This window comes from Cellulomonas hominis, assembly GCF_005239125.1.
Classification (GTDB): Bacteria; Actinomycetota; Actinomycetes; order Actinomycetales; family Cellulomonadaceae; genus Cellulomonas; species Cellulomonas hominis_A.
Window position 1 is genome coordinate 1 of sequence record NZ_SZYE01000270.1, and the last position, 4,080, is coordinate 4,080.

At 77.9% G+C, this 4,080-nt stretch carries 3 protein-coding genes; 2 read left to right on the forward strand and 1 reads right to left on the reverse strand.

What is annotated here, in order from left to right:
* Positions 1–1,703: alpha/beta hydrolase (locus FA014_RS18600; RefSeq protein ID WP_230323401.1), on the forward strand; the 1,703-nt coding region annotated here is incomplete at its 5' end.
* Between the two features lie 111 nt (positions 1,704–1,814).
* Positions 1,815–3,029 (forward strand): alpha/beta hydrolase family protein, encoded by a 1,215-nt coding sequence (locus FA014_RS18605; RefSeq protein WP_154731103.1) that lies wholly within the window; start codon positions 1,815–1,817, stop codon positions 3,027–3,029.
* On the opposite strand, the gene FA014_RS18610 is transcribed toward FA014_RS18605, so the two are convergent.
* Positions 3,014–4,051, reverse strand: coding sequence for a LacI family DNA-binding transcriptional regulator (locus FA014_RS18610; protein WP_154731104.1), 1,038 nt, complete (start codon positions 4,049–4,051; stop codon positions 3,014–3,016). The two genes, FA014_RS18605 and FA014_RS18610, sit on opposite strands and share 16 nt — an antisense overlap.
* Positions 4,052–4,080 lie beyond the last annotated feature (29 nt).

Genomic DNA, 4,080 nt, shown 5'->3' on the forward strand with positions numbered 1-4,080 from the left:
GGCCCGCCGCACCCGCCCGGCGCCGGCGCCACGGGCCCCGCCCGCCGAGCGTCCCGGGCGTCGTCCTCGGCACCCTGCTCGCGATGCTGGCCATGACCCCGTCGCTCCTCCCCCGCGACTGGCTGTTCCAGGCCCTCGTGTCGGGCATCTCGGGCGCGATCGGCTACGGGGTCGGCGTCGCCCTCGCGTGGGCGCTGCGCCACCTGCGCGCCTGGCGCGGGCTGGTCGTGGTCGCGCGGCACCGCGTCCCGCCGCGCGTGCGGGTCGCGGTGCGGCCGTGGCGGCTGCCGGCGCTGGCGGTGCTGGTCGTGGCCGGGCTGGTCCTGGCGCTGGCGAGCGGCGCGCGGTGGCAGCGCGAGATGACCGAGGCGATCGGGATGCCCGGCCCGAGCACGGGCGACTGGCTGCGGGCCGGGCCGCTGCTCGTGCTGGTGGCGGCCGCGTTCGTCCTGCTGGCGCGCGGGCTGCGCTGGGTCGGCCTGCGGGTCGAGCGCGGGCTGCAGCGCTGGCTGCGGTTCCCGCGGCTGCTGGCCGGCGCGGTGGCCGTCGTCCTGGTCGCGGTGCTGACGGTGGTGCTGGTGAACGACGTGCTGCTGGGCCGGGCGCTGTCCGCCGCGGACGGGGCGTTCGCCCTGGCCAACACGGAGGACCACCCCGGGGTGACGCAGCCCGAGGCGCCGGAGCGGTCCGGGTCGCCGGCGTCGCTGGTGCCGTGGGACACCCTCGGGCGGGAGGGCCGCCGGTTCGTCGCCGAGGGACCCACCGCCGACGAGCTCGCCGCCGCGTCGGGCACCGGCGCGACGACGACGCCGGTCCGGGTGTTCGCGGGGCTCGACAGCGCCGGGACCGCCGAGGGGCGCGCGGACCTCGCGGTGGCGGACCTCGAGCGCGCCGGCGGGTTCGACCGCGCGGTGCTCCTGGTCGTGACGACCACGGGCAGCGGCTGGGTCAACGACTCGGCCGTGTCCGCGCTGGAGCTGATGCACGGCGGGGACACCGCGACCGTCGCGACCCAGTACTCGTACCTGCCGAGCTGGCTGTCGTTCCTGGTCGACAAGTCCCGCGCCGCCGACGAGGCCCGGGCGCTCGCCGCCGCGGTCGAGGCGCGGGTCGCCGCCCTGCCGCCGGAGGACCGCCCGCAGCTGCTCGCCTACGGCGAGAGCCTCGGCTCGTACGGCTCGGAGAGCGCCTACGACTCGCTCGCGGACATCCGCGCCCGGACGGACGGCGTGCTGTGGGTGGGCCCGCCGAACTCCAACCCCGTGTGGCACGCGCTGATGGACCGGCGGGACCCCGGCACCACGCCCGGCGCCCCGGTGTACGCGAGCGGCCTGCTCGTGCGGTTCGCCGGTGACACCGAGCAGATGGCGACGCCGCCGACCGCGTGGGAGGACCCGCGGGTGCTGTACCTGCAGCACGCCTCCGACCCGATCGTCTGGTGGGGGCCGGACCTGCTGCTGAGCCGCCCCGACTGGCTCGCCGCCCCGCACACCGGCGAGGGCGGCCTGACGATGACCTGGTACCCGCTCGTGACGTTCTGGCAGCTGACGTTCGACCTGGTGAACTCCAAGTCGGTGCCCGACGGGCACGGGCACAACTACGACGCGCTCACCCTCGACGGCTGGGTGGCCGTCGCGGCGCCCGACGGCTGGTCGGACGCGGACACCGCGCGGGTCCGGGCGGTGCTGGACCGCGACGGCTGACGGAGCCGGGCGGGCCGGGGTCCGCGGATCGACCGCGCCGGATGAGGCGACCGGCCCGCGGCCGGGTGGAGCGTGGGGGCACGACCGACCCCGCCCCGGAAGGACGCCGACATGCCCGCCCACCGCACGCACCCGGTCAGGTTCTCCCCCGAGGCGGACCGCGACGAGGTCGTCCGCAGCACGCTCGGCCGCGCGGTGCACGGCGCGGCCGACGTCGGGGAGGTGCTGACCGCGGTCGCAGGTGTGCCCGCGAAGGACCACGACGCGTGGTTCGCCGCCTGGCGCGACCTCGGCGACCGGGTCGCCGCGCAGGGCGACGCCGCCGCGGCGGGCGGGCACCGGGCCAGCGCGGCCTCGGCGTACCTGCGGGCGTCCGCGTACTTCGCGGTGGCGGTGAACGCGGTGGCGGCGCTCGCGTCGGACGCGGAGCTGCTGCCGACGTTCCGCGCGCACCGCCGGGCGTGGGACGCGTGGGTCGACCACGCCGACCTCGACGTGGTGGGCGTGGCCGTGCCCTACGAGGGCGACACGCTGCCCGGCTACCTGTTCCGCGCCCCGGGCGGCGGGGCGCGGCCGACCGTGGTGGCCGTCAACGGCAGCGACGGCTCGCTCACCTCGCTGTGGGGCGAGTGCGTGGCCGGGGCGCTGCGCCGCGGCTACCACGCGCTGGTGTTCGACGGCCCGGGGCAGCAGTCGGTGCTGTTCGAGCGCGGCGTCCCGTTCCGCCCGGACTGGGAGAAGGTGCTGACGCCCGTCCTCGACGCGCTGCTGGCGCGGCCCGAGGTCGACGCGGGGCGGGTGGCCGTCTACGGGGTGAGCCAGGCCGGGTACTGGGTCGCGCGGGCGCTGGCGTTCGAGCACCGCCCCGTCGCCGCCGTGGTCGACCCGGGCGTCGTGGACGTGGCGGCGTCCTGGGAGCGCGAGGTGCCCGGCAGCCTGCTGAAGCTGCTCGACAAGGGCGAGGACCACGCCTTCGACCGGGACATGGAGCTCGGCATGCGGTTGTCCCGGACCACCGCCCGCACGTGGCGGTTCCGCGCCCGGCCCTACGGCGCGGACGGGTACGCCGCCACCCTGCGCGAGGTGCGCCGGTACGACGTCGCGGAGGTCGCGGACCGGATCAGCACGCCGCTGCTGATCACCGACCCGGAGGGCGAGCAGTTCTGGCCCGGGCAGTCGCGGCGGCTCGCGGCCCTGACGCCGACCGTCTCGACGCTGGTGCCGTTCACCGCGGCCGAGGGCGCGGACGGCCACTGCCAGCCGCTCGCCCGGGCGCTCACCGAGCAGCGGGTGTTCGACTGGCTCGACGGCTACCTGCGCGGCTGACCCGGGGCCGTCGGCGGCGCCGCGCTCCCCCGGCGCACCAGCCAGGGCAGCGCCGAGGACAGGGTGGGGCGCCGGTCCCCGGCCAGCTGCGCCGCCAGGAGCCCGAACGCCCGCTCGCCGAGCGCCTCGAAGTCCTGGTGCACGGTGGTGAGCCCCGGCCGCCACACCTCGGCGAGCGGGTGGTCGTCGAACCCGACCACGCTGACGTCCTCGGGCACCCGGCGTCCGGCCTCCTCGAGCCCGCGGATCACGCCCATCGCCACCTCGTCGTTGCCGCAGAACACCGCGGTGACGGCGGGGTCCGCGCCGAGGTCCCGGCCGATCGCGATGCCCGAGCGGGCACCGAACGAGTCGGCGAGCCGCACCGCCGGCACCGGCGCCCCGGCGGCCTCGAGCACCCGCCGCCAGCCGGTGGTGCGGCCGTCCTCGGCGCGCGACGGCGGCACCGCGACGTGGTGCACCGTCCGGTGCCCCAGGTCGAGCAGGTAGCGCACGAGCTCCGCCGCCGCCGACTCCTCGTCGAGCACGACCTGCGGGTACCGGCCGTCGGCCTCGCCGGAGACGGCGACCACGGGGACGTCGGCGGGCAGCGCGTCCAGCACCGCCACGCCCACCGCGTCGAACTTGAGCACGACGATCCCCGCGAGCGGGAGCTGCAGCGCCACCTGCACCGCCCGGTCCACCTCCTCGGGGTCGCGGCTCTCCACCACCGAGATCACCACCGGGTGCCCGGCGGCGCGGGCGGCCGTCTCCACGCCCTTGATGGTCGTCGAGTAGCCGTGCACCGCCGTCTCGGAGGTCATGACCGCGACCTGGTCGCGGCGGCCGGACACCAGGGCGCGGGCCGTCGCGCTCGGGCGGTAGCGGAGCGCCTCGATCGCGTCGAGCACCCGCTGCCGGCGCTCCGGGCTGACCCGCGCCGCGCCGGTGAGGACCCGGGACACGGTCGGCACGGAGACGCCGGCGGCGCGGGCGACGTCGCTGATGCTCGCGGGGCGGGCCGGGGCGGCGGCCGGCGGCACGGCGGCGTGGGCGGGCGTCCGCCCACGCC

Bases quoted from the DNA above. Each gene is read 5' to 3' on its own strand.
- FA014_RS18605 (WP_154731103.1), top strand. From the start codon at position 1,815: ATGCCCGCCCACCGCACGCACCCGGTCAGGTTCTCCCCCGAGGCGGAC.